The following is a 23,679-nucleotide window of genomic DNA, read 5'->3' as shown; positions in this document are numbered from 1 at the left end:
TCATGGCAACGCTCGAACTTCGCAATGTGAACAAGACCTACGGCAGCGGCCTGCCGGACACCCTCAAAGACATCCAGCTGGCGATCAAGGAAGGGGAATTCCTGATCCTGGTCGGTCCTTCGGGGTGCGGCAAGTCGACCCTGATGAATTGCATCGCCGGCCTCGAACAGATCAGCGGTGGGGCGATCCTCATCGATGGCGAGGACGTCAGCGGCATGAGCCCGAAGGACCGTGACATCGCCATGGTGTTTCAGTCCTATGCGCTTTATCCGACCATGAGCGTGCGGGAGAACATCGAGTTCGGCCTGAAGATCCGCAAGCTGCCCCAGGCAGCCATCGACGAGGAAGTGGCGCGGGTGGCCAAGCTGTTGCAGATCGAGCACCTGCTGACACGCAAGCCGGCGCAGTTGTCCGGGGGCCAGCAACAGCGGGTGGCCATGGGCCGTGCGCTGGCGCGGCGACCCAAGCTCTATCTGTTCGACGAGCCGTTGTCGAACCTCGATGCCAAGCTGCGGGTCGAGATGCGCACCGAAATGAAACTGATGCACCAGCGCCTGAAGACCACCACGGTCTATGTCACCCACGACCAGATCGAGGCCATGACCCTCGGTGACAAGGTAGCCGTGATGAAGGATGGCATCATCCAGCAGTTCGGCACGCCTCAGCAGATCTACAACGACCCGGCCAACCAGTTCGTCGCCAGCTTCATCGGCTCGCCGCCGATGAATTTCATTCCCGTGCCGGTGGTCAAGCGCGACGGCCGGCTGCTGGCAGTGCTCGACAGTGGCCTGGCGCGCTGCGAGGTGCCGCTGGGGGCGATGGGGGACGAGCTCGAGGGTCGCCAGGTGATCCTCGGCCTGCGGCCCGAGCAGGTGAGCCTGGGGGCGGGGCAGGAGCCCGGGCCAGTCGGCATACGTGCCGAAGTGCAGGTCACCGAGCCGACAGGGCCCGACCTGCTGGTATTTGTCACCCTCAACCAGACCAAGGTGTGTTGCCGCCTGGCACCGGACGTGCCGTGCCGTATCGGTGACCAGCTCGACTTGCAGATCGACCCCGCCCGGGTCCTTCTGTTCGACGCCGAAAGTGGCGAGCGCCTGGACCTGCGTAGGTCCAGCGAAGCAATAAGGGACAACGTGGCTTTGTTCAAAGGCCGTTGAAATCGTCTACATCACCAATAACAAAAAAGAGGACGTATCAGGATGAAACAGCGCAATCGCATCAGGACGTTGGGCTCGTTGGCCTTGCTGGCGCTCGTCGGCAACAGCGGGGTGCAAGCCGCCGAGGCCTTCTCCAGCGAATCCAAATGGATGACGGGTGACTGGGGTGGCACGCGCACCGAGCTGTTGGAAAAAGGCTACGACTTCACCCTCGACTATGTCGGTGAGGTGGCTGGCAACCTCAATGGCGGTTACAACGATGACAAGACCGCACGCTACAGTGACCAGTTCGCGCTGGGCGCGCACCTTGACCTGGAAAAGATCTTCGGCTGGAAGGACACCGAGTTCAAGTTGGCGATCACCGAGCGCAGTGGCCGCAACCTGTCCAACGACCGCATCAGCGACCCGCGTGCCGGGCAGTTCAGCTCGGTGCAGGAAGTGTGGGGCCGTGGCCAGACCTGGCGGCTGACGCAAATGTGGATCAAGCAGAAGTACTTCGACGGCGCCCTGGACGTGAAATTCGGTCGCTTCGGTGAAGGCGAGGACTTCAATAGCTTCCCTTGCGACTTCCAGAACCTGGCATTCTGTGGCTCGCAGGTGGGCAACTGGGTCGGTGGCATCTGGTACAACTGGCCGGTCAGCCAGTGGGCCCTGCGGGTCAAGTACAACATCACCCCGGAATTCTTCGTCCAGGCCGGTGCCTTCGAGCAGAACCCTTCCAACCTCGAAACCGGCAACGGCTTCAAGCTCAGCGGCAGTGGGACCAAGGGGGCGATCCTGCCGGTGGAGATGGTCTGGTCACCCAAGGTCAATGGACTGCCCGGCGAATACCGCCTGGGCTATTACTACAGCACGGCCAAGGCCGACGATGTGTACGACGACGTCAACGGCAATCCCCAGGCGCTGACCGGCGCAGCCTTCAAGTCTCATTCGAGCAAGCATGGCTGGTGGGTGGTGGCGCAGCAGCAGGTCACCGCCCAGGGCGGCGATGTGAACCGGGGCCTGAGTCTGTTCGCCAACTTCACCGTGCACGACAAAGCGACCAACGTGGTCGACAACTACCAGCAGGTCGGTCTGGTCTACAAAGGGGCCTTCGACGCCCGACCCAAGGACGACATCGGCTTTGGCGTGGCGCGCATCCATGTGAACGACGATGTGAAGAAGCGCGCCGAGCTGCTCAATGCCCAGAGCGGTATCGACGACTACGACAACCCAGGGTTCGTGCCATTGCAACGCACCGAGTACAACGCCGAGCTCTACTATGGATTCCATGTCACCAACTGGCTGACCGTGCGGCCCAACCTGCAGTACATCAAGAGCCCCGGTGGGGTGGATGAGGTCGATAATGCGTTGGTCGCAGGTTTGAAGATTCAGTCGTCATTCTGAGTCGGTTTGTTGTAAATTTACGCCAATCCACCTCGTTACCTGGCATCCACTGGCATTGCAGTGGTTTGCCAGGATAGGTCGAGACAGCGCTATCTCAAACAACAAGAGCCCGTCACCATGCCTGAACATCCGCTTCATCGCTTCTTCTGCGCGCAACGGCCCAGGCCGACGTTCGAATGGGAGCGTTACCAGCAGCGCGATGTTCTGGTCATCGATCACCCGCGCTGCCAGGCGGTTTTCAGCCGCCAGGGCGCGCAGTTGCTGCATTTCCAGCCTGTCGGCGAGCGGCCCTGGCTGTGGTGCGCCGAGCAATGGCCGCAAGTGGGTGCCATCCGCGGCGGTGTACCGGTGTGCTGGCCTTGGTATGGCCGCCATCCCAGCGAGGACCTGTGGCCGGCCCATGGCTGGGCCCGCCTGCTCGACTGGAAGCTGATCGACAGCGCTGAGGACGAGGAGGGCGTTACCCTCAACTGGCGGCTGGAGCTGTGCGACTGGCAGGTCGACCTGCACGCTCGGTTAGGTAGCCGCATGGAGCTGCGTTTGAGCACCGAGCACCAGGACAGCGAACCCTGCCAGTTGAGCCATGCGCTGTTGGCCTACTGGCGTATCAGCAACGTGTCGCAGATAGCGCTGTCTGGACTGGAAGATGTCGAAGGCTACGATCGCCTCAGCCGCCAGGTGTGCCGCGACGAGGGGGCTCTGAAAGTCCAGGGCGGTTGTCAGCGGGTCTACCCGGGCACCGCTCAGGTGCAATTGCAGGACCCGGCCTGGCAGCGGGCCTTGTGCATCGACACCGGTGACAGCGACGATACCGTGGTCTGGCACCCCGGCAACCGACCGCTGATGGGCGTGACCGGGCGCGAGCGTCAGGGTTTTGTCTGCGTCGAGGCCGCCAGCGGCAGCGGTGAGGGCTTGAGCCTGGCACCCGGGCAGCGCGCGCACCTGTGTTTGCAGGCGCACCGGCTCAGTTGAACTGGTCGTCCTCGATCGGGTAGCGGCTGGCATTGAGGCTTTCTTTGATCTTGCGCAGATGCGGTTGGAAATCCACACCCCGGCGCAAGGTCATGCCGGTGGCCAGTACGTCGAGCACGGTCAATTGGATGATCCGCGAGGTCATCGGCATGTAGATGTCGGTGTCTTCCGGAAGCGGAATGTGCAGGCTCAAGCTGCAGGCGTTGGCCAGTGGCGAGCCGGCGGCGGTGAGGCCGAGCACCGAGGCGCCGTTTTCCCGGGCAAGACGCGCGACTTCGACCAATTCGCGGGTTCGACCGGTGTAGGAGATGATCACGAACAGGTCGCCGGTGTGGGCGACCGAGGCCAGCATGCGCTGCATCAGCACGTCGGCGTGGGCTGAAACGGCCAGATTGAAGCGGAAGAATTTGTGCTGCGCGTCCAGTGCTACCGGCGCTGAGGCACCGAGGCCGAAGAAGTGGATCTGGCGGGCCTGGATCATCATGTCGACAGCACGGCTGACCTGCTGCGGATCCAATTGTTGGCAGGCGCTGTCGAGCGAGGCGATGGCACTGCCGAAGATTTTCTGGGTGTAAGCTGCCGGATCATCGTCCGCTTCCACCGCGCGACTGACGTAAGCGGCACCGCTGGCCAGGCTTTGCGCCAGTTGTAGCTTCAGTTCGGGGTAGCCACTGACGCCGAACGAGCGACAGAAGCGGTTGACCGTGGGTTCGCTGACCTTGGCGGCCTGGGCCAGTGCGGCGATGCTGAAGCGGGTGGCTTGTTGCGGATTGAGCAGGATGACTTCGGCGACTTTGCGTTCGGCCTTGTTCAGCTCGTCGAGGCGTCCCTGGATCTGCTCCAGGAGATTTCGCACGCGGTCCATGGGGGTTTCCTTGGGTCGAAAGGCAGGCGGCTGACGAGACAGCAGGCCTTTATCAGAGTTGTCTATCGTACTGTCGGTGCGGTGCGCGCACCACTTATCTGTATCATTCGCTGGTAATGTTGTTGTTATTACTACATTACCCCTTGAAAACCGTGTGTGAAAGCGGTATTTCTAGTCCAACTTTAGGAAAGAACCAACATCATGGCTGCGATCAGTGTAGAACCTTGCACCTTTGCCCTGTTTGGCGCCCTCGGCGACCTGGCATTGCGCAAGCTCTTTCCCGCCCTCTACCAGCTCGACCGTGCCAACCTGCTGCACGGGGGCACTCGCCTGCTGGCGCTGGCCCGCGAGCCAGGCAGCGTCGAGGACCACCTGGCCACCATCGAAGCCCATCTGCGCCAGCATGTGCCGGCCGGGGACATCGAGCCGGCGGCGCTGGAGCGCTTTCTTGGGCGCCTGGGTTATCAGCACCTGGATTTCCTGCAGCCGGAGGGCTACCAGGCTTTGGTCGAGCAGGTCGCCGGTGGCATGCCGCTGATCGCCTACTTTGCCACTGCAGCGGCGGTCTATGGCGCAATCTGCGAGAACCTCGAACGAGTCGGTCTGGCCGAACGCACCCGGGTGGTGCTGGAAAAGCCCATCGGTCACGATCTGGAGTCGTCGCGCCGGGTCAACGACGCCGTGGCACGCTTCTTCCCGGAAAGCCGGGTCTATCGCATCGACCACTACCTGGGCAAGGAAACGGTCCAGAACCTGATCGCCCTGCGTTTCGCCAACAGTCTGTTCGAAACCCAGTGGAACCAGAACTCGATCTCCCACGTGGAGATCACCGTGGCTGAAAAGGTCGGCATCGAGGGCCGTTGGGGTTACTTCGACAAGGCTGGCCAGTTGCGCGACATGATCCAGAATCATCTGCTGCAGTTGTTGTGCCTGATCGCCATGGACCCACCCAGCGACCTTTCGGCCGACAGCATTCGCGACGAGAAGGTCAAGGTCCTCAAAGCCCTCACACCGATCACTGGCGAGGCCCTAGGCACCCATGTGGTGCGTGGTCAGTACATCGCCGGTTACAGCGACGGCAAGCCGGTACCGGGTTACCTCGATGAGGACAACGCCAATGCCCAGAGTGACACCGAGACCTTTGTCGCTCTGCGCGCCGATATCCGTAACTGGCGCTGGTCGGGCGTGCCGTTCTACCTGCGTACCGGCAAGCGCATGCCGCAAAAACTGTCGCAGATCGTCATTCATTTCAAGGAAACGCCGCACTATATCTTCGCCCCGGAACAGCGTTTGCAGATCGGTAACAAACTGATCATCCGCCTGCAGCCGGACGAAGGTATCTCTTTGCGGGTGATGACCAAGGAGCAGGGGCTGGACAAGGGTATGCAACTGCGCAGCGGGCCCTTGCAGCTGAATTTTTCCGACGCCTGGCGCAGTGCGCGGATTCCGGATGCCTACGAACGCCTGCTGCTCGAGGTGATGCGGGGTAATCAGAACCTGTTCGTGCGCAAGGACGAGATCGAATATGCCTGGAAGTGGTGCGATCAGTTGATCGCCGGCTGGCGCACCAGCGGCGATGCGCCCAAGCCCTATGCGGCTGGGTCATGGGGGCCGATGAGCTCGATTGCACTGATCACGCGCGATGGGAGGTCGTGGTATGGCGATATCTGAATTGCAACTGCCGGCGCCGGTGCAGGTTCATGACCTGCCCACTGGCAAGGCGCTGGCCGCCACCTTGGCCCGTGACGTCGCCGAACGTCTGCGCACGGCGATTGCCAGTAAGGGCCAGGCCTGTGTGGTGCTTTCCGGCGGTCGTAGCCCGGTGCCGTTTCTCGAGCAGTTGGCCAGTGAGGCGCTGGATTGGTCGAAGGTGACCGTGAGCCTGGCCGACGAGCGCTGGGTGCCGGTCGAGCATCCCGACAGCAATGCTGGCCTGTTGGCCCGTCATCTGTTCAAGGGCGATGTCGCCCGTGCCCGTTTCGTCGGTCTCTACCATCAGGCCGAAAGCCTCGACGCTGCCGCCTACAAGGCCGACCAGGCGTTGGCCGAACTGGCGCCGATCGATGTATTGGTGCTGGGCATGGGCGACGATGGCCACACCGCTTCGCTGTTTCCCCACAGCCCCAATCTCGCGCAGGGCCTGGACCTCACTTGCACCCGCCGATGCTTGCCGATGCTGGCGCCGAGCGTGCCGCACCAGCGCCTTTCGATGACGCGCTCGCTGCTTGCCAGCGCCGATTACATCGCCCTGGCCGTGCAAGGTCCGGGCAAACTCGCTACCCTGCGCGCCGCGCTGGCTGGTAGCGACATCACTGAAATGCCGATTCGCGCTTTTCTTCACGACCCCTTGGGCATCTACTGGTGCCCGTGAGCCAAGGACATACTGTCATGACCACCCTTGAACGCCCCCAGCCTTTGCTCTCGATGGTCGAGAAAATCCAGCGGATCGATGCGATCTGTGGTCAGGCGCGCATCCTGCCGGTGATCACCATCGCCCGTGAACAAGACATCCTGCCGCTGGCTGACGCCCTGGCTGCTGGCGGGATCCGTACACTGGAAGTGACACTGCGCTCCCAGTATGGCCTGAAGGCCATCGAAGTGTTGCGCGCGCAGCGGCCGGAATTGTGCGTCGGCGCCGGTACCGTGCTCGACCGCGGTATGTTCGAGGCGGTCGAGGCCGCCGGCGCGCAGTTCGTGGTGACGCCCGGCGTGACCCAGGACATCCTTGAGGCTGGTGTCGCCAGCGACATTCCGCTGCTGCCCGGCATCAGCACGCCGTCGGAGATCATGATGGGTTATGCCCTGGGCTACCGTCGCTTCAAGCTTTTCCCTGCGGAAATCAGCGGTGGCGTTGCGGCGATCAAGGCTTTTGCCGGCCCATTCGGCGATATCCGCTTCTGTCCCACCGGCGGAGTCAATCCGGCCAACGTGCGCAACTACATGGCACTGCCCAATGTGATGTGTGTGGGCGGCACCTGGATGCTCGATAGCAGCTGGATCAAGAACGGCGACTGGGCCCGCATCGAGGCCTGCAGCGCTGAGGCGATGGCATTGTTGGACGCCAACTGAATTTGTTGTGTGCTTGACGGCTTATGGGGCGCTTGGTCGGCGCCCCTTTTTTTTGCTTTGGATTCGTAGGGTGGCGCTCGATATCCGCAGCGCTGCAGCTCTCCCGACGGGTTCCGCGCCCCAAAAAAAGCCCGCATACAGGATGCGGGCTCTGGTGTTGCGCAGTTAGCCTTAGGCCGCTTTGGCAGCCTGCTGGCTCAAGGAGCGGTTCAGTGCACTGAACAGTGCCTTGAAGCTGGCGGTGGTGATGTTTTCATCGATGCCCACGCCATGTACCGGACGGCCGCCGGCCACACGCAGTTCGATGTAGGCCGCCGCCTTGGCGTTGGTGCCGGCACCGATGGCGTGCTCGTTGTAGTCCATGATCTCGACGGCGATCGGCAGGCCGGCCACCAGTGCCTCCAGGGCGCCATTGCCCTTGCCGCGCCAGTGCAACGTGGTTTCGCCTTCGCCGGCGACTTCCACTTCCACGGCGCTATGGCCGTTTTCTTCCTGCAGACGGTGGCTGACCAGTGCGTACGGTGCGTTGGCCTGGAGGTATTCCTTGTGCAGCAGGCTGTAGATCTGTTGGGCGGTCATTTCCAGGCCCAGGCGGTCCGTTTCGCCTTGGACGACCTGGCTGAATTCGATCTGCATGCGGCGTGGCAGGCTGATGCCGTATTCCTGCTCGAGCAGGTAGGTGATGCCGCCCTTGCCGGACTGGCTGTTGACGCGAATGACCGCCTCGTAGCTGCGGCCGATGTCCGCTGGGTCGATCGGCAGGTAAGGCACTTCCCACAGCTCGCCTTCTTTCTGCTTGGCGAAGCCTTTGCGGATGGCATCTTGGTGCGAGCCGGAGAAAGCGGTATGGACCAGGTCGCCCACGTATGGGTGGCGTGGGTGCACCGGCAGTTGGTTGCACTCTTCGACCACCTTGCGCACGCCGTCGATGTCGGAGAAGTCCAGTTGCGGATCGACGCCCTGGGTGTACAGGTTCAAGGCCAGTGTCACCAGGTCGACGTTGCCGGTGCGCTCGCCGTTGCCGAACAGGCAGCCTTCGGCACGGTCGGCGCCGGCCATCAGGCCCAGCTCGGTGGCGGCGATGCCGGTGCCACGGTCGTTGTGGGTGTGCAGGCTGATGATCACGCTGTCGCGACGGTTGATATGGCGGCAGAACCATTCGATCTGGTCGGCGTAGATGTTCGGGGTGGCGACTTCCACGGTGGCCGGCAGGTTGAGGATGATCTTGTGCTCAGGCGTCGGATTCCAGACCTCGATGACCGCATCGCAGACTTCCTTGGCGAACTCGAGCTCGGTGGCGCTGAAGGTTTCCGGCGAGTACTGGAAGGTCCACTGGGTTTCTGGCTGTTGCGCGGCATATTTGACGAACAGCTTGGCCGCGTTCACGGCGATGTCCTTCACGCCTTGCTTGTCCTGGTTGAAGACGATGCGGCGGAACGACGGGCTGGTGGCGTTGTACAGGTGGACGATGGCCTTTTTCGCGCCGCGCAGGGATTCGAAGGTGCGGGCGATGAGGTCTTCACGGGCCTGGGTGAGCACCTGGATGGTGGTGTCGTCCGGAATGTGGCCGTCTTCGATCAGGGTGCGCACGAAGTCGAAGTCGGTCTGCGAGGCGGAGGGGAACGAGGCTTCGATCTCTTTCACGCCGACCTGCACCAGGGTTTTCCAGAACCGCAGCTTCTTCTCGGAGTCCATCGGCTCGATCAGCGACTGGTTGCCATCACGCAGGTCGGAGCTGCACCAGATCGGCGCCTGGGTGATGGTCTTCGACGGCCAGGTACGGTCGGGCAGGTCGATAGTCGGGAAGGCGCGGTACTTCTTCGAAGGGTCTTTGAGCATGGTCATGGAAGCAATCCTTTTGTGTGCGGCCGAGATCGGGCCTGCCGAGCAATAACGAGATGAGGGGCGAGGCGACGCGATTCAGCCTGGTAGTCGGGCGCTGACCAGGCAGAGGCTGCGGTGTTGTCGGAGCAGAATGAGGGTGCTGAAGGTTTTCATGCCTTCAACCCTAACCAGTGAGATGAGGGATGGCAAGGGCTGGAAAAAAATTGAGATAAATGCTCAAAAAAAGCAGCAATGCGAAATTTTATGGCTGAAAATTTCCCAGTGCTTCTTTTTTGTTGCACGGTATTTTTCGATGGCGCAACACGCTCGAAGGGCGCAAAGCCCCCTTTCAGGGCTGGAACGCCCCGATGAAAATCGCCGGATCCACACGCGCATCGTTGAGGCTGACGTTCCAGTGCATGTGCGGGCCGGTCGCCCGCCCTGTCGAGCCTACGCGACCTACCACATCACCTCTGCGCAGCGCTTGGCCAACTTTCACATCGATCTTCGACATGTGGCAGAACATGCTGATGAAGCCCTGCCCATGGTCGACGAACACCGTGCGGCCATTGAAGAAGTAGTCACCCACCAGGATCACCTTGCCATTGGCCGGGGTCTTGATCGGCGTGCCGGCCGGCACGGCGAAGTCCAGGCCCGCATGGGGGTTGCGCTCCTCGCCGTTGAAGAAACGGCGCACACCGAACTTGCTCGACAACGGGCCGTTGACCGGTTTGTCGAGCACCAGATTGCTGGGCAGGTTGGGGCTGAAGCTGCGGTAGGCCTTGATCTGTTCGGCCAGTTCGCGGTCGATGCGCTTGAGGTCGGCAGGGTTGGGGTTGACCTGGCGCTTGTTCTTCAGGGTGATGTGCTGTTCGGGGTATTTCTTGTGCCCAACGCTGAAGGGCAGCTCGCGACCGCCCTGGCTCAGGACAGCGGTGCCGGGTTTCTGGGTCAGCGGGAGGCCGACGATGGCCAGCCAGTTGTTCTGCTCCTTGACCACCAGCACCGGCTTGCCATCGAAGCGCGCGCTGGGCGCTTGCGCCGCCGGGCCTAGGTCGATCACGGCAACCCCGCCGGGCACCGGTTTGTTCAGCGTGCGGGTGATGTAGCTGGCTTGGGCGATGCCAGCGAGCGTCAGAAGGCAGAGGGCAAGCAGTGGCGCGAACAGGCGGGGCATGAGTCAGTCCAGTAGGGAAAGGGTGACCGGGGTCAGGTGGTTGTCCTCGACCCGCACCTGCAGTTCGCCTTCATTGAGGCGGGCAGTGAGGCGCTGGCCATTGCGGGTCTGCTCGGCGCTGCGGATGGCTTGGCCACGGTCGTCGAGCAGGATGCTGTAGCCGCGTGCCAGGGTGGCCAAAGGGCTGACGACCTGCAGTGTTTGCAGTTGTGCCTGGAAGCGCTGGCGACGGTCCTTGAGCACCTCGCGCATCGTTCGCGGCAGGCGTTCGGCCAGGCTGTCCAGGCGCTGCCCAAGCAACTTCAGCGTGCGCCCTGGATGCTGCGCGGCCAGGCGGGTGTCCAGGCGTACCAGGCGCTCGCGGCGCTGGTTCAGATTGAGCATGAAAGCGCGGCGCAGGCGCATGTCCAGGTCGTCCAGGCGCTGGGCCTGTTGCCGCAGACGCTCGCCTGGATGGCGCAGGCGTCGGGTCAGCGACTCCAGCCGCAGGCGGTCGTGGGCCAAGCGGTTCTGCATGCGCAGCAGCAGGCGCCGCTGCAGGCCTTCGAGGCGTTGCTGCAGGCCGCTGTTGTCCGGTGCCAGTAGCTCGGCGGCGGCGGAAGGCGTCGGGGCACGCACATCGGCGACGAAGTCACTGATCGACACATCGGTCTCATGCCCCACCGCGCTGACGATCGGCGTGACGCAAGCGGCCACGGCCCGGGCCACTGCTTCTTCGTTGAAGCACCACAGGTCTTCGAGCGAGCCGCCGCCACGGGCCAGGATCAGTGCGTCGAAGCCGCGGCTGTCGGCCAGTTGCAGGGCGCGGACGATCTGTTTGATGGCCTCGCGCCCTTGCACGGCGGTGGGGATCAGGTTGAGCTCGACCTGGGGGGCGCGACGTCGGAACACACTGATGATGTCGCGGATCACCGCGCCAGTGGGCGAGGTGACGATGCCGATGCGTTGGGGGTGTGCCGGCAGGGCTTTCTTGCGCTCGGCGCTGAACAGCCCTTCGTTGCCGAGTTTTTCCTTCAACGCTTCGAAGGCCAGGCGCAGGGCGCCATCGCCGGCCGGCTCGACGGTGTCGAGGATCAACTGGTAGTCACCACGGCCCTCGAACAGCGAGACCTTGCCACGTACCCGCACTGCCAGGCCATCACGCAGGGCCTGGCGCACGCGGGTGGCATTCTGCCGGAACAGCGCGCAGCGCACCTGGGCGCCGCTGTCCTTGAGGGTGAAGTACATGTGGCCGGAAGCCGGGCGGGCGAGGTTGGAAATCTCGCCTTCCACCCAGACGCTGCGGAACACGTCTTCCAGCAGCACACGGGCGCGGCCGTTGAGTTGGCTGACGGTGAGGACCTCGCGGTCCAGGCCGAGTCGTTCGAAAGGGTCTCTGATCATGCCCGGCATCATAAAGGACAAGACCGATCGATGCACCGGGGGCGGTGCCTACAGGATGTGTCCTACCTTGCCTGGCGAATTCGAAGGCTTACTGCCCCCTTGCAGAGAAGCCTAGCCTGATCGCTTCACTCGCACGGAGGTGTTCATGTACGACGTTGACTCCACTACCTACCGCTCGAAGGCATTCAACCGTCGAGTACGCTTTCTGGTTTTCCACTACACCGCAATCAACTTCGAAGGTTCGGTCAACGCCCTGGCAAAAGGGGGGCAGGTCAGTGCGCACTATCTGCTGCCCACGCCCGCCGATCCGAGCTATCGACGTGCAGGCTTCGACCGGGTACGTATCTTCAACCTCGTCGATGAAAGCGAGCGGGCATGGCACTCAGGCGTCAGCGCCTGGGGAGGGCGGAGCAACCTGAACGATACGGCGATCGGCATCGAACTGGTCAATGAGGCTACGGTGAGCAATGGCCAGTTCAGCTTTCCGGAATACCACCCCGAGCAGATTGCTGCGCTGGTGCAACTGAGCCGAGACATTCTCCAGCGTTATCCGGATATCAAACCCACACAGGTGCTCGGGCACAGTGACATCGCCATCGGGCGCAAGAGCGACCCAGGTGCCGCCTTTCCTTGGCGCAGTTTGCACGAGGCGGGTATCGGCGCCTGGTATGACGAGGAGGTGAAGACGCGGTTCCAAGCGCAGTTCGCAAGCGACAGGCCTGCATCCGAGGATATCCAGGGCAAGCTGCGCGCCTACGGCTACAGCGTTCCGCCCCGACCCAGCGATGGTTACATGCGTTCACTGCTCAGAGCTTTCCAACTGCATTTTCGTCCCAGCGATCACCGTGGCTTCGCCGACGCCGAAACCCTCGCCATTCTCTATGCGTTAGCGCAGCGCTATCAGGCATGATGGGCGCCCATCGCCCTGGCGAACGCTTGTACCAGTTTCTCTGCACCCTGGCGACAGGCCAACGCCACACTGCTGCGACACATTGGCTGCAGCGGGATGAAGCGAACCGAAGCGGGGGCGATGTCACGCATGCAGGCCGGCAGCAGTGCCACGCCAAAGCCGGCTTGAATCAGCTGCAACTGGGTGGTCTTGCGTGAAGTGACCTGTGCTGCGCGAGGAAAGAATCCGGCTTCCATGCACAGCGAAGCGGACAGGTAGCTCAACCCGCCCCGGTCGCGGTGAGGGATCGACACGAAGGGCTCTGCGCATAGTCGCTCCAGCGGTACGGCTTGCGCGGTTGCCAGTGGATGCTCGGCGGCAACTGCCAGAAGCAAGGGTTCGCTGTACAGTTCGTGCAGCGTCACCCCCGCATGCTGGCGCAATACCGGAAGTCTCAACAGGCCGATGTCCAGGCGTCCGGCGGCAATGTCCTCGAGTTGCGCCTCGGACGATTGCTGGGCGATGTCCACCGAAACGTCCGGATTGGCGTGCACATAGCGATTCAAGCGGGCCAGTAATTCGCCTGTGAGCGGCACCGTGCTGGAGTGGTTCAGGCGCAGGGTGCCTCTTAGTCCGTGGCCGATGTCGCGGGTTTCGCGCTCGGCCTGCGCCAGGTCGGCGAGCAGTCGGCGGGTGCGGTGGAGCAAGGCCTGGCCGGCGGGGGTCAGTTGCGGTCGCCGGGCCGTGCGTTCGAACAAGGGTGTGCCGAGGTGCTGTTCCAGCTCCTTGATCTGTCGGCTCAGCGCCGACTGCGCAACATACAGTCGCTCGGCGGCGGCGCTGAAACTGCCGCACTCGGCGATTTCCTGGAAATACCGCAATTGGCGGATCGACGTCATGTCATGCCTTTTCGAGATGGCTGGTGGGCAAAAGGCATATTAGTCGGCATGGCTGCGGGCTGGCTAACCTTTGCGGGTCCTCCCTGGAGTTCGCTTCATGCTCGCTCAGCTGTCGTTTACCAGTCTTGACTGGCTGATCATCGCGCTGGCCATCGGCGCAGCGTACATCGTCTTCGGAATCGCCGGGTTCGGCACCGCCTTGGTCGCCGGCCCGGTGCTGATCCATTTCATGCCGTTGTCACGCGTCATTCCATTGTTGGTGCTCCTGGACTTCGTCGCCGCCTTCGGCAATCTGCTGCCCTCGCGGCGCGATGTGGTCCGTGACGAATTGCTGCGCCTGTTGCCCTGCATGGCCGTGGGCTGCGCCGTTGGCGTGATGTTCTTGTTGCGGCTGAAAACGGACGTGTTGCTGTTGTCGCTGGGGCTGTTCGTCACGGCCTATGCGGTCTATGCCTTGGCTGTGACGGTCCGTCCTGCGAGGTTGGCTGGTTACTGGGCCGTGCCGATGGGTGTGGTCGGTGGGCTGTTCGGCGCCATGTTCGGCAGCGGCGGCTTTTTATATGCGATTTACCTGAGCGCTCGTCTGCAGGTGAAGGAGCAGGTGCGCGCCACCCAGAGTGCGCTGATCAGCAGCAGCACCCTAGTGCGTCTGTCGTTGTTCCTGTTTGCCGGGGTCTATGCCGACAGCGACCTGCTGTTGCTCGCAGCCTGGCTGTTACCGGTGATGTTCGCTGGACTCTGGATCGGGCGTCGCGTGGCCTCGAAGCTCTCCCGTGAAGCCTTCGTGCGCCTGGTGACCTGGCTGGTGCTGGCCAGTGGCCTTGCGTTGCTGGGCCGCTACCTGAGCGGCTGAGCAAACGGTAGAATTGCGCCACTACCGCAGTTTCCAGGCTTGTCTTGCCCATGAACACCCAGAGCATCATCGTTCCCAAACTCTCCACCGTGCCGGTTCACGAGGCCCGTGCCCGGGCCATCCTGCGCTGGCTGGTACGGGAAAAAGTGGTGGAGGAGCAATTGACGACCTGTGGTCGCACCGGCAACCGCATGGGCCATGCCCTGGCCGAGGGGGCCCGCAAATTCGCCCTGCATCCCGAGAAGCTGCCATTCGGGGACCCGGTCAATGGTCTGGAAGTCGTTCTCAAGCGCTGCATCTACACCCCCAGCGATGGCTTTCTCGAAGAAGCCGGGTGCCCGGAGTGTCGGCGCGAGGTCGGCGAGCCGCTGTTCGAAAGCCTGGAAGAATGGATGCCGGGGGTAAGCGACAACTTTACCTGCCCGCTGTGTGGTTTCGAGGACGACATCAATGGCTTTCTTTTCCTGCAGCCATGTGCCTTTTCCAACCTCGGGTTCATCTTCAACAACTGGGGCGAGGCCGGGTTCACCCAGGCCTTTGTCGACAGCTTCGCCGACTGGCTCGATCAGCCGGTGGCGGTGGTGCAGGTAAAACTGCCACAAGGCTGACCGAAGGCCCTTATTTTGCATTGAGCGGCGCGCCGTGGATGAGTATAATGGCGCGCTTCCATTTTTCCCGCCCGGGAGCCCCCGCGATGCTGCGTATCAGCCAAGAAGCCCTGACCTTCGACGATATCCTCCTTGTACCTGGCTATTCCGAGGTACTGCCCAATGAAGTCAGTCTCAAGACCCGTTTGACCCGCGGCATCGAGCTGAACATTCCGCTGGTTTCCGCTGCCATGGATACCGTGACCGAAGCGCGCCTGGCCATCGCCATGGCCCAGGAAGGCGGCATCGGCATCATCCACAAGAACATGACCATCGAACAGCAGGCCGGCGAAGTGCGCAAGGTCAAGAAGTTCGAGGCTGGCGTGGTCAAGGACCCGATCACCATCGACGCCGACGCCACCGTGCGCGACCTGTTCGACCTGACCCGCCTGAACAACATCTCCGGCGTCCCGGTACTGGCCAATGGCGACCTGGTCGGCATCGTCACCTCCCGTGACGTACGCTTCGAGAGCCGTCTGGAAGCCAAGGTCCGCGACGTGATGACGCCCAAAGAGCGTCTGGTCACCGTACGCGAAGGCGCCGACAAGAACGAAGTCCGCGAGCTGCTGCACAAGCACCGCCTGGAAAAAGTCCTGATCGTTGACGACAAGTTCAACCTCAAGGGCATGATGACCGTCAAGGACATCGAAAAAGCCAAGGCCTACCCGCTGGCCAGCAAGGACGACCAAGGTCGCCTGCGCGTCGGCGCTGCGGTCGGTACCGGCAAGGACACCGGCGAGCGTGTTGCCGCCCTGGTTGCCGCCGGCGTCGACGTGGTGGTGGTCGACACCGCCCACGGTCACTCGAAAGGTGTGATCGACCGCGTTCGCTGGGTCAAGGAAACCTACCCGCAGGTGCAGGTGATCGGCGGTAACATCGCCACCGGCGCAGCCGCCAAGGCCTTGGCCGAAGCCGGCGCCGATGCGGTCAAGGTCGGTATCGGCCCTGGCTCGATCTGCACCACCCGTATCGTCGCCGGTGTCGGCGTGCCGCAGATCAGCGCCATCGCCAACGTCGCCGCCGCCCTGGAAGGCACTGGCGTGCCGCTGATCGCCGACGGCGGCATCCGCTTCTCCGGTGACCTGTCCAAGGCCATCGTGGCGGGTGCCTCGTGCGTGATGATGGGTTCGATGTTCGCCGGCACCGAAGAGGCGCCGGGTGAGGTCGAACTGTTCCAGGGCCGTTCCTACAAGGCCTACCGTGGCATGGGCTCGCTGGGTGCCATGGCACAGGCGCAAGGTTCTTCCGACCGTTACTTCCAGGACTCCTCGGCCGGTGCCGAGAAGCTGGTTCCGGAAGGGATCGAGGGTCGTGTGCCTTACAAAGGCGCCCTGGCCGCGATCATCCACCAGCTGATGGGCGGCCTGCGTTCGTCCATGGGCTACACCGGCAGTGCCACCATCGAAGAGATGCGCACCAAGCCTGAGTTCGTGCGCATCACCGGTGCCGGCATGGCCGAGTCCCACGTGCACGACGTGCAGATCACCAAAGAAGCCCCGAACTACCGGGTCGGCTGACGCCTCCAGCGGTACGCGACAAGCTTCAAGCTACAAGCGGTAGTTGCGCTGCAGCAATTACCGCGTTCTCCCGATCAACTTGCAGCTTGCAACTTGAAGCTTGCAGCTGCACCAGAGATTGAGTCATGGCCCTCGACATTCACGCTCACCGCATCCTGATCCTCGATTTCGGTTCCCAGTACACCCAACTGATCGCGCGCCGTGTGCGCGAGATCGGTGTGTATTGCGAACTGCATCCGTTCGACATGGACGATGAAGCGATCCGCGAATTCAACCCGCGCGGCATCATCCTCGCCGGCGGCCCCGAGTCGGTCCACGAAGCCAATAGCCCGCGTGCTCCGCAGGCGGTGTTCGACCTGAAAGTGCCGGTGCTGGGTATCTGCTACGGCATGCAGACCATGGCCGAGCAGATGGGCGGCAAGGTCGAAGGTTCCAACCTGCGTGAATTCGGCTACGCCCGTGTCGACGTGGTCGGCAAGAGCCGCCTGCTCGAAGGCATCGAAGACCACGTCGACGACGACGGCGTGCTGGGCCTGGACGTATGGATGAGCCACGGTGACAAGGTCACCCAGATGCCGGGCGACTTCCATGTGCTGGCCAGCACCCCAAGCTGCCCGATCGCCGGCATGTTCGATGATTCGCGTGGCTACTACGGCGTGCAGTTCCACCCGGAAGTGACCCACACCAAACAGGGCGGTCGCATCCTCTCCCGCTTCGTCCAGGACATCTGTGGCTGCGAAGCCCTGTGGACCCCGTCCAACATCGTCGAAGACGCCATCGCCCAGGTCCGCGAACAGGTGGGTTCGGCCAACGTTCTGCTGGGTCTGTCCGGCGGCGTGGACTCCTCGGTGGTTGCCGCGCTGCTGCACCGTGCCATCGGTGACCAGCTGACCTGCGTATTCGTCGACAACGGCCTGCTGCGCCTGCACGAAGGCGACCAGGTGATGGCCATGTTCAAGGAGAACATGGGCGTCAAGGTGATCCGTGCCGATGCCGAGCAGCAGTTCCTCGACAATCTGGCCGGCGAAGCGGACCCGGAGAAGAAGCGCAAGATCATCGGTCGCACCTTCATCGACGTGTTCGATGCCGAGGCCAGCAAGCTGGAGAACATCCAGTTCCTCGCCCAGGGCACCATCTACCCGGACGTGATCGAATCGGCTGGCGCCAAGAGCGGCAAGGCCCACGTGATCAAGTCGCACCACAACGTCGGTGGCTTGCCGGAGGAAATGAACCTCAAACTGGTCGAGCCGCTGCGTGAGCTGTTCAAGGATGAAGTGCGCAAGATCGGCCTGGAACTGGGCCTGCCGTACGACATGGTCTACCGCCACCCGTTCCCGGGCCCAGGCCTGGGCGTGCGTATCCTCGGTGAAGTGAAGAAGGAATACGCCGACATCCTGCGTCGCGCTGACCATATCTTCATCGAAGAACTGCGCAAGGCCGACTGGTACCACAAGACCAGCCAAGCCTTCGTGGTGTTCCAGCCGGTCAAGTCGGTCGGTGTGGTCGGCGATGGCCGCCGCTACGCCTGGGTCGTCGCCCTGCGCGCCGTCGAGACCGTGGACTTCATGACCGCACGTTGGGCGCATCTGCCGTACGAACTGCTGGAAACCGTCAGTGGCCGTATCATCAACGAAATCGACGGTATTTCGCGCGTTACCTATGACGTGTCGAGCAAGCCGCCTGCCACCATCGAGTGGGAATGATCCCGCGTCCGGCACTGCCCGGCACAATCTAGCAAAAAATGTCCTGAAGCCCGCATAATTGCGGGCTTTTGGCTTTTTTTGTCTGGCAAATTCGAGTAGCGTTCTGCATCGCCAAGCACGGTGTTTGTGTGGCATGGTACGGGGTATTGACTGCACCTAATGCCATGCATGACGCTCAATACCATGTCCCTTGCCTCAGTGTTGGCATGGTATCGAGTTGGCCTAAAGGCCCGGTTTTACTGGGGATGGACCCCATTTCTCCGCGCTTTTCAGGGCATGGTATTTTTTCATGGAAATAGTGGAAGCCATGCTCACCGATACCAAGCTTCGAAATCTCAAGCCCCAGGACAAGCTCTACAAGGTGATTGACCGTGATGGCCTGTACGTGGCCGTTACCCCAGCCGGCTCAATCTCCTTTCGCTACAACTACTCCATCAACGGCCGGCAGGAGACCATCACCTTCGGTCGTTATGGCTTAGGGGGGATCACTCTGGCAGAGGCTCGCGAGCGGCTAGGGGAGGCGAAGAAGATGGTCGCCGCTGGCAAGTCTCCAGCTAAGGAAAAAGCGCGTGCGAAGGCGCGCACGAAGGGTGCTGAGACTTTTGACGCTTGGGCTGAAAAATGGCTGCGCGGTTACCAAATGGCGGACTCGACGCGAGACATGCGCCGATCAGTCTATGAGCGAGAGTTGAAGTCGAAGTTTGGTAATCAGAAGCTGGTCGAAATCACCCATGAGGATCTGCGAGCGCTGACAGATGCCATAGTGGAGCGGGGTGCCCCTGCAACCGCCGTCCACTCACGGGAGATCGTGCTGCAAGTCTTCCGTTGGGCTATTGAACGTGGCCAAAAGGTTGAAAACCCGGCAGATCTGGTACGGCCTGCCAGCATCGCGAAATTCGAGCCGCGCGACCGTGCGTTGACGCCCGATGAAATTGCGCTGATGTACCAGTACATGGACAGAATCGGCACCGCGACCTCTGTTCGTGCAGCGGCCAAACTCCTCCTGCTGACGATGGTGCGCAAGAGCGAGCTGACCAATGCGACGTGGGGTGAGATCAATTTCAGCGAAGCGTTATGGACCATCCCCAAAGAGCGGATGAAGCGTCGTAACCCCCATTTGGTGTTTCTGTCCCAGCAGGCGTTGGATTTCTTCATCGCGTTGAAAACCTTGGCAGGAGGTTCAGACTACGTTTTACCGTCACGCTACGACTCTGATTTGCCAATGAGTGCGGCCACGATCAACCAGGTACTGACACTCACCTATCGCCTTGCCCAAAAGGAGGGGGTGCCCCTAGGCAAGTTCGGTCCTCACGACCTGCGACGCACGGCCAGCACGCTGCTGCATGAGGCGGGCTATAACTCCGACTGGATCGAGAAGTGTCTTGCGCACGAGCAGAAGGGTGTGCGAGCGGTCTACAACAAGGCCGAGTACCGGGATCAGCGTCGCGCTATGTTGCAGGATTGGGCCGATATGATTGATGAATGGACGCTTAAGAGACCTCGTAAGAAAAATGGGTAGCAAAAAGGAACCCGCCAGAGGCGGGTTCTTCTGAGTTCTGTGTCGATCTTTACTTCGTCTCTTTCCCTCTAATTGATGCTATTGCTTCAAATGCTCGCTCATAAACACTCACAGGAGGCTTTCCGAAGCTAACGACTGATGGGGAGAGCATCTCTGAGTATTTTACAAACTTTTCTGTGTCGTTATTTGCGGCCAATAGGGCGCTAGCTTGCGAGTCATAGAGCTCCGCTAGCTGTGAGTAATACCTTATAAAGGAAACCGCTGTTTGGAATAATAGAATTGAAACAGCTATAGCGCCAAATGTAAAAGCTATAGACGATACGGAGCTTGTCCATTCCGGTGTTTCTTGTACAAATGGCTGTTTCGAATACGCTGTCTGGGTACGCTCATAGAAATTCACCAGTTGCTCAAGCTCGCGCATGTAGGCGGTGCGCTCATCCATTGTGAAACTTTCTTCCTTGACGTCTTCGCCATCCATCCGCCTTCCCATGTTAATGATGCTGTCAGGATAAATTTTCTCGAGGAGATCGTTGGATTTGCGTAAAAATAATCCAGGGTCACGCATTTTGTTAAAAGAGATTTTCTCGCCAAGTTCTCGGAGTGAATATGTCCTGGTCTGACTCGAACTAAACACAGCCGCCACTGCAAGGCTCATTAAAATTAACAAGCCCAAAGCTATATAGAGTCTTGCTGTTCTAGATCGCTTGGCTCTCCTTTTCAAGTCATCTATCGCTGCTATGTAGCCTGAATTTACATTGAGTTCCGTAGCACTTTCCATGTAATAACCGCTCTGCGTAATTTAGGTGGTTTGTATTGTAATGCCTAAGATGGTCTGTAAGGCTTCGGATTTCTAAGAGGCCGCCATGACGCGTTAAGTGTGGGCGCGAAAACAACCAGGCGGCCGTTTTTCTTCAGAAGCAGAGGCCGGAGAAATGGGGGGCTGCTGGTCGTGGATAACTGTTTTGCCGTTAGCCATGTAAGAAGTCTGGTCAGATCAAATGCAAGTGATTGGACGCGTCGAATGCAAACGTTTTAGCACTATGAGTGCAATGACGCAGTTTGACTCACTCATGCTTTCGAAAGTCGAAAGGAATCAGGTATTGAGCGAAGAGCTTTGGATACTGCTTGGCGCTCGATCTCAAGTCTGCGAGCAATTTCTGACTGGTTGAAGCCGAATTTTTGCAGTACGAGGATTTGCTTTCTTCGGTCTGTCAGCTTCACGTCCACCATAAGTCGAGCGAGATTTCTTAGCTCCGCTTCGTCCGCTAGGTGAAGGGTTTGGCTAAGCATGTATCGAAAGATATACGCGTCGACGAGCTCGTCACCTGACTTTGCCTTAGGCTCTACTCGTATCGCGCATTGTCTGCTCAATCTGGCCAGCTCTAGGTCGAACTGCGCTACAGATCTCATTGCTTGCCTGTATGCCGGGTTCCAGCGTCCATCCGGTGTCTTTGGGCGGTGGGTTGTGCAGTACAGGTTGCTCAGGCGTAGGTGTTCATCAAGGTCACGCTGACTTTCACCTTCTGCGAACAATGCTAGCTCTGCTCGCGCGCCGCAGAATCTACAAAACCCCTTCAAGCGTTGACCGTTCAAACCGCCCATATCCTTGTTAGACGGTTGCTTGCGCTCACATGCCAGCACCAGCTCTATCAATGTCTCCAGCGTCGCAATGAAGCAGCGATCATCTCCCGACTGCTTGTCGTGGGTCAGAACAAAGGCTCGTAGCAGTTGACGCTGTAGGCGGACCATAGCGGCAACGCCAACCAGCTGCATAATCGCGCTGAACGCTACATTTGTTCCTGCTCCGGGTATATGGCCCTGATAACGCGATGGAAGCGTTTCGGCATATGCCGCCACGGCAGGGTCGATAAGCTCTTCGACCAGACGAACGATCGGGTAGCGTTTAGATGCTGTGGAGTAGGGCTCCCAGCGATCAAGGAATCGGTGTAGGGCCTCTGTGAGGGAGGCGTCACACCCCTCCCAAATAGATATGGTCGATGGTTTTTTCATGTCAACCATTCTAGCCAATCATTCTGTCGAAGCAATAGGCACCTAAAGGCACGATCAGGCACACATTCGCTGTGACTGGTAGGGCCTAGCTATGCATCCATCGAGCAAAAAACTCATCGACAAAAAGACACTCCTGGCGATGATCCCGCTGTGTGAGCGCACGATCTATAACTTTGAAATGAAGGGTAAATTCCCGCGCCGCATTGCGGTGAGTAGTCGCAAGGTCGTGTGGGATTTGGCCGAGGTAGAGGAGTGGATTGATTCGTGCAGGGAGTCTGGCCCCGCCCCAAGGCCAGGAATGGCAGTCTGAGCGGTGCGGATCGGGCCTGAGACAAGGTCGATATCAGACACTGCCAACGCTCAGCTGACTGGCGCAAGCTCACAGCTCGCGCTTTTCAGTTCTCAGGACGAAGCGCAGATGTACCACGACAGGGCGAGAGCCGGTTTTTTTTCGTTGCTTGTCGACTCCCGAGGTGAAAAGCGCCAGTCTTCGCATCGTTTGGCTGATATGCCAAAAGTGCTAAGTTTGTTGGACAAAAAACGTGACACGTGGATGTCCCAAGCAGAGTTCATCCGACCCAATAGGCGAGTCGTGAATCTTCTGCGGCTTGGCCTGCTGTTCGCCGACCTTGACACCTACCGCGTGCCCGCGCTGGCTGGGCGAGCGCCTGACCAACTGGTCGCGTCCGTCCTATACTTCTGCGCCGAAGGGGGCTTGCCTCCGCCGTCCGTGCTGATCTACAGCGGCCGGGGCATACAGGCCAAGTGGCTGCTGGAGGGCACGATTCCACGACAGGCCCTGCCTCGTTGGAATGCTTGTCAACGCTACCTTGTTGATCGCCTCGCGCACGTAGGCGCTGACCCGATGGCCAAGGACGCCAGCCGTGTGCTGCGCATCGTGGAGACGGTCAACAGTAAGAGCGGGGAGGTCTGCCGCGTTGTTCATGTCCAGAGCGGTGCAGACGGCAATCCGATTCGCTACAACTTCGAGTATCTCGCCGAGGCGCTGCTACCGGCGGCACGCTGGACAATCGAGCAGCAGCGGCAGGAACTGGCCGAACAGCGCGAGCAGCGCGCCACGAAAAAGCCTTTCCTATTGGTGCCCGGCGGCAAAGCCGGCAATCTACGCGGGTTCTCCGGTAGGCAGCTCGCATGGGATCGCCTCGAAGACCTGCGCAAGCTCGCCGAGCTGCGCGGCGGCGTCAGCGAAGGCAGCCGGATGCAGCACCTGTTTTGGCGGCTGAACTTCCTGCTGCTGTCAGGGGCGACCAACAGCAAGCAGATGTACCACGAAGCGGTCGCGCTGGCCCGCGAGCTCGACCCGCAATGGAATAGCCGCTCGAAGGAGCTTATGACGCTGTTCAGCAAGGCCAAAGCCTACGAGGCCGGGGAAAAGATCAGTTTTGGTGGCAAGGACTACACACCGCTCTACACGCCGAAGAACGACACGCTTATTAACTTGTTCGGGATCACTGCTGACGAACAGCGTCAGCTCAAGACGATCATCGGCTCGGCCATGGCACGAGAGCGCGACAGGAAGCGTCACGAGGATAAGCGACGTGCCAACGGCGCGCTGGATCGAGCGGCGTATGAAGGTAACTCCTTGAGTCGTAAGCGGCCGTGGGAAAGCCTTGGGATGAGTCGTGCAACTTGGTACCGCGCTGGTAAGCCTGCAGATCATGGAAATGCCTGAGACAAGTCCGTCCGTATTACTAATGGCGAAGCCCCCTGTGCTTTTTTAGGTAGGTTTCACCTGGCTGTCGACTGCGGCTGGGTTGAAGGTAGTAAGCGAAGCTGAGACAGGTGCGT

Annotated in this window: 21 protein-coding genes; 14 read left to right on the top strand and 7 right to left on the bottom strand. The window is 60.8% G+C overall.

Annotation, left to right across the window (positions count from 1 at the left end; all coding sequences use genetic code 11):
- Positions 1–2: 2 nt before the first annotated feature.
- From E2H86_RS07500 to E2H86_RS07490, 3 genes are all read left to right on the top strand, one after another.
- Positions 3–1,157, top strand: a complete 1,155-nt coding sequence (locus E2H86_RS07500; protein WP_133326267.1) for an ABC transporter ATP-binding protein — start codon at positions 3–5, stop codon at positions 1,155–1,157.
- Between the two features lie 42 nt (positions 1,158–1,199).
- The gene (locus tag E2H86_RS07495) at positions 1,200–2,543 is read left to right on the top strand and encodes a carbohydrate porin (RefSeq protein WP_133326265.1); all 1,344 of its coding nucleotides are present in this window, start codon (positions 1,200–1,202) and stop codon (positions 2,541–2,543) included.
- A 117-nt stretch (positions 2,544–2,660) separates the two neighbouring features.
- A complete protein-coding gene (locus E2H86_RS07490) occupies positions 2,661–3,515 on the top strand; it encodes a D-hexose-6-phosphate mutarotase (protein WP_133326263.1) in 855 nt (284 codons plus the stop codon).
- On the opposite strand, the gene hexR is transcribed toward E2H86_RS07490, so the two are convergent.
- The gene (hexR, locus tag E2H86_RS07485) at positions 3,508–4,371 is read right to left on the bottom strand and encodes a DNA-binding transcriptional regulator HexR (protein WP_196172888.1); all 864 of its coding nucleotides are present in this window, start codon (positions 4,369–4,371) and stop codon (positions 3,508–3,510) included. The two genes, E2H86_RS07490 and hexR, sit on opposite strands and share 8 nt — an antisense overlap.
- Before the next feature lie 210 nt (positions 4,372–4,581).
- Here hexR and zwf point away from each other — a divergent pair, with 210 nt between their 5' ends.
- From zwf to E2H86_RS07470, 3 genes are read left to right on the top strand one after another with little or no spacing between them, the layout of a single operon-like run.
- Complete coding sequence (zwf, locus tag E2H86_RS07480) at positions 4,582–6,051, top strand: glucose-6-phosphate dehydrogenase (protein WP_133326259.1); 1,470 nt, start codon at positions 4,582–4,584, stop codon at positions 6,049–6,051.
- Positions 6,038–6,751, top strand: coding sequence for a 6-phosphogluconolactonase (gene pgl, locus E2H86_RS07475; protein ID WP_133326257.1), 714 nt, complete (start codon positions 6,038–6,040; stop codon positions 6,749–6,751). The genes zwf and pgl overlap by 14 nt, the downstream gene beginning before the upstream one ends.
- A 17-nt stretch (positions 6,752–6,768) precedes the next feature.
- Positions 6,769–7,449 carry a bifunctional 4-hydroxy-2-oxoglutarate aldolase/2-dehydro-3-deoxy-phosphogluconate aldolase gene (locus tag E2H86_RS07470; RefSeq protein ID WP_133326255.1) on the top strand — a complete coding sequence of 227 codons (681 nt, stop codon included), beginning with the start codon at positions 6,769–6,771 and terminating at the stop codon, positions 7,447–7,449.
- 171 nt (positions 7,450–7,620) lie between these two features.
- Here the strand turns inward: E2H86_RS07470 and leuA are convergent, their stop codons facing one another.
- The 3 genes from leuA to xseA all read right to left on the bottom strand — a co-directional run bounded on the left by leuA (position 7,621) and on the right by xseA (position 11,833).
- Positions 7,621–9,294 (bottom strand): 2-isopropylmalate synthase, encoded by a 1,674-nt coding sequence (gene leuA / locus E2H86_RS07465; RefSeq protein WP_133326253.1) that lies wholly within the window; start codon positions 9,292–9,294, stop codon positions 7,621–7,623.
- A gap of 328 nt (positions 9,295–9,622) precedes the next feature.
- Positions 9,623–10,450, bottom strand: coding sequence for a peptidoglycan DD-metalloendopeptidase family protein (locus tag E2H86_RS07460; RefSeq protein WP_133326251.1), 828 nt, complete (start codon positions 10,448–10,450; stop codon positions 9,623–9,625).
- Positions 10,451–10,453: 3 nt separating this feature from the next.
- Positions 10,454–11,833 carry an exodeoxyribonuclease VII large subunit gene (gene xseA / locus E2H86_RS07455; RefSeq protein WP_133326249.1) on the bottom strand — a complete coding sequence of 460 codons (1,380 nt, stop codon included), beginning with the start codon at positions 11,831–11,833 and terminating at the stop codon, positions 10,454–10,456.
- Between the two features lie 145 nt (positions 11,834–11,978).
- Between xseA and E2H86_RS07450 the strand changes: the two genes are divergently transcribed.
- Entirely contained in the window at positions 11,979–12,743 is a 765-nt protein-coding gene (locus tag E2H86_RS07450; RefSeq protein WP_133326247.1) for an N-acetylmuramoyl-L-alanine amidase, read from the top strand.
- On the opposite strand, the gene E2H86_RS07445 is transcribed toward E2H86_RS07450, so the two are convergent.
- Entirely contained in the window at positions 12,734–13,621 is an 888-nt protein-coding gene (locus E2H86_RS07445; RefSeq protein ID WP_133326245.1) for a LysR substrate-binding domain-containing protein, read from the bottom strand. The genes E2H86_RS07450 and E2H86_RS07445 overlap by 10 nt on opposite strands.
- Positions 13,622–13,718: 97 nt before the next feature.
- Here E2H86_RS07445 and E2H86_RS07440 point away from each other — a divergent pair, with 97 nt between their 5' ends.
- The 5 genes from E2H86_RS07440 to E2H86_RS07420 all read left to right on the top strand — a co-directional run bounded on the left by E2H86_RS07440 (position 13,719) and on the right by E2H86_RS07420 (position 19,860).
- Entirely contained in the window at positions 13,719–14,474 is a 756-nt protein-coding gene (locus E2H86_RS07440; protein ID WP_133326243.1) for a sulfite exporter TauE/SafE family protein, read from the top strand.
- Between the two features lie 50 nt (positions 14,475–14,524).
- Entirely contained in the window at positions 14,525–15,082 is a 558-nt protein-coding gene (locus E2H86_RS07435; protein WP_133326241.1) for a sugar ABC transporter ATPase, read from the top strand.
- Between the two features lie 86 nt (positions 15,083–15,168).
- Positions 15,169–16,638, top strand: a complete 1,470-nt coding sequence (gene guaB, locus E2H86_RS07430; RefSeq protein WP_133326239.1) for an IMP dehydrogenase — start codon at positions 15,169–15,171, stop codon at positions 16,636–16,638.
- A 125-nt stretch (positions 16,639–16,763) separates the two neighbouring features.
- Positions 16,764–18,341: a glutamine-hydrolyzing GMP synthase gene (gene guaA / locus E2H86_RS07425; protein WP_133326237.1), complete on the top strand. Its 1,578-nt coding sequence runs from the start codon at positions 16,764–16,766 to the stop codon at positions 18,339–18,341.
- Positions 18,342–18,648: 307 nt separating this feature from the next.
- Positions 18,649–19,860 (top strand): tyrosine-type recombinase/integrase, encoded by a 1,212-nt coding sequence (locus E2H86_RS07420; protein WP_133326587.1) that lies wholly within the window; start codon positions 18,649–18,651, stop codon positions 19,858–19,860.
- A gap of 49 nt (positions 19,861–19,909) precedes the next feature.
- On the opposite strand, the gene E2H86_RS07415 is transcribed toward E2H86_RS07420, so the two are convergent.
- Together E2H86_RS07415 and E2H86_RS07410 are read right to left on the bottom strand one after the other, a co-directional pair.
- Positions 19,910–20,638 carry a hypothetical protein gene (locus E2H86_RS07415; protein ID WP_133326235.1) on the bottom strand — a complete coding sequence of 243 codons (729 nt, stop codon included), beginning with the start codon at positions 20,636–20,638 and terminating at the stop codon, positions 19,910–19,912.
- 290 nt (positions 20,639–20,928) lie between these two features.
- Complete coding sequence (locus tag E2H86_RS07410) at positions 20,929–21,879, bottom strand: LuxR family transcriptional regulator (protein ID WP_133326233.1); 951 nt, start codon at positions 21,877–21,879, stop codon at positions 20,929–20,931.
- An 82-nt stretch (positions 21,880–21,961) separates the two neighbouring features.
- On the opposite strand from E2H86_RS07410, the gene E2H86_RS07405 reads away from it, so the two are divergent.
- Together E2H86_RS07405 and E2H86_RS07400 are read left to right on the top strand one after the other, a co-directional pair.
- Complete coding sequence (locus E2H86_RS07405; protein WP_133326231.1) at positions 21,962–22,180, top strand: helix-turn-helix transcriptional regulator; 219 nt, start codon at positions 21,962–21,964, stop codon at positions 22,178–22,180.
- A 108-nt stretch (positions 22,181–22,288) separates the two neighbouring features.
- Positions 22,289–23,563, top strand: a complete 1,275-nt coding sequence (locus E2H86_RS07400) for a replication protein (RefSeq protein WP_133326229.1) — start codon at positions 22,289–22,291, stop codon at positions 23,561–23,563.
- Positions 23,564–23,679: the final 116 nt, after the last annotated feature.

Source organism: Pseudomonas putida (genome assembly GCF_004357765.1).
GTDB classification, from domain to species: domain Bacteria; phylum Pseudomonadota; class Gammaproteobacteria; order Pseudomonadales; family Pseudomonadaceae; genus Aquipseudomonas; species Aquipseudomonas putida_U.
This window is presented reverse-complemented; position numbering and strand designations above follow the sequence as displayed.

Excerpts from the sequence above, each read along its gene's own strand:
- E2H86_RS07500 (WP_133326267.1), top strand. The coding sequence starts at position 3 with ATGGCAACGCTCGAACTTCGCAATGTGAACAAGACCTACGGCAGCGGC.
- E2H86_RS07495 (WP_133326265.1), top strand. The coding sequence starts at position 1,200 with ATGAAACAGCGCAATCGCATCAGGACGTTGGGCTCGTTGGCCTTGCTG.
- E2H86_RS07490 (WP_133326263.1), top strand. The coding sequence starts at position 2,661 with ATGCCTGAACATCCGCTTCATCGCTTCTTCTGCGCGCAACGGCCCAGG.
- zwf (WP_133326259.1), top strand. The coding sequence starts at position 4,582 with ATGGCTGCGATCAGTGTAGAACCTTGCACCTTTGCCCTGTTTGGCGCC.
- pgl (WP_133326257.1), top strand. The coding sequence starts at position 6,038 with ATGGCGATATCTGAATTGCAACTGCCGGCGCCGGTGCAGGTTCATGAC.
- E2H86_RS07470 (WP_133326255.1), top strand. The coding sequence starts at position 6,769 with ATGACCACCCTTGAACGCCCCCAGCCTTTGCTCTCGATGGTCGAGAAA.
- leuA (WP_133326253.1), bottom strand. The coding sequence starts at position 9,294 with ATGACCATGCTCAAAGACCCTTCGAAGAAGTACCGCGCCTTCCCGACT.
- E2H86_RS07460 (WP_133326251.1), bottom strand. The coding sequence starts at position 10,450 with ATGCCCCGCCTGTTCGCGCCACTGCTTGCCCTCTGCCTTCTGACGCTC.
- xseA (WP_133326249.1), bottom strand. The coding sequence starts at position 11,833 with ATGATCAGAGACCCTTTCGAACGACTCGGCCTGGACCGCGAGGTCCTC.
- E2H86_RS07450 (WP_133326247.1), top strand. The coding sequence starts at position 11,979 with ATGTACGACGTTGACTCCACTACCTACCGCTCGAAGGCATTCAACCGT.
- E2H86_RS07445 (WP_133326245.1), bottom strand. The coding sequence starts at position 13,621 with ATGACGTCGATCCGCCAATTGCGGTATTTCCAGGAAATCGCCGAGTGC.
- E2H86_RS07440 (WP_133326243.1), top strand. The coding sequence starts at position 13,719 with ATGCTCGCTCAGCTGTCGTTTACCAGTCTTGACTGGCTGATCATCGCG.
- E2H86_RS07435 (WP_133326241.1), top strand. The coding sequence starts at position 14,525 with ATGAACACCCAGAGCATCATCGTTCCCAAACTCTCCACCGTGCCGGTT.
- guaB (WP_133326239.1), top strand. The coding sequence starts at position 15,169 with ATGCTGCGTATCAGCCAAGAAGCCCTGACCTTCGACGATATCCTCCTT.
- guaA (WP_133326237.1), top strand. The coding sequence starts at position 16,764 with ATGGCCCTCGACATTCACGCTCACCGCATCCTGATCCTCGATTTCGGT.
- E2H86_RS07420 (WP_133326587.1), top strand. The coding sequence starts at position 18,649 with ATGCTCACCGATACCAAGCTTCGAAATCTCAAGCCCCAGGACAAGCTC.
- E2H86_RS07415 (WP_133326235.1), bottom strand. The coding sequence starts at position 20,638 with ATGGAAAGTGCTACGGAACTCAATGTAAATTCAGGCTACATAGCAGCG.
- E2H86_RS07410 (WP_133326233.1), bottom strand. The coding sequence starts at position 21,879 with ATGGTTGACATGAAAAAACCATCGACCATATCTATTTGGGAGGGGTGT.
- E2H86_RS07405 (WP_133326231.1), top strand. The coding sequence starts at position 21,962 with ATGCATCCATCGAGCAAAAAACTCATCGACAAAAAGACACTCCTGGCG.
- E2H86_RS07400 (WP_133326229.1), top strand. The coding sequence starts at position 22,289 with ATGTACCACGACAGGGCGAGAGCCGGTTTTTTTTCGTTGCTTGTCGAC.